1 protein-coding gene is annotated in these 331 nt (G+C 65.9%); it reads left to right on the top strand.

The window, feature by feature from the left end:
- Positions 1-331: cadherin repeat domain-containing protein (locus tag KW824_RS20665; protein ID WP_218410885.1), on the top strand; the 331-nt coding region annotated here is incomplete at both ends.

The raw sequence follows: 331 nt of genomic DNA, 5'->3' as shown, positions 1-331 counted from the left end.
GTGTGGTCACCGTCGCCGCCGCCATCGACCGTGAAGCCCTCGGTGCCAGCGTGAATATCGAGGTCACCGCCACCAGTGCCGATGGCTCCAGCCAGGCGCAGACCTTCACCATCGCCATCAACGATGTCGACGAGTTCGATGTCACTACCCCGACCGACACCAACGCCGCCGCCAATGCCGTCGACGAGAACATCGCCATCGGCACCCTGGTCGGCATCACCGCCTTTGCCAGCGACGCCGACGCCACCACCAATGCCGTCACCTACAGCCTGTCCGGCAATCCCGGCGGCCTGTTTGCCATCGATCCCGCCACCGGTGTGGTCACCGTCGC

It is taken from the genome of Aeromonas sp. sif0611, from assembly GCF_019218845.1.
Classification (GTDB): Bacteria; Pseudomonadota; Gammaproteobacteria; order Enterobacterales; family Aeromonadaceae; genus Aeromonas; species Aeromonas media.
The sequence above is the reverse complement of the archived record's forward strand: the minus strand, read 5'-3'. Positions and strand labels throughout refer to the sequence as shown.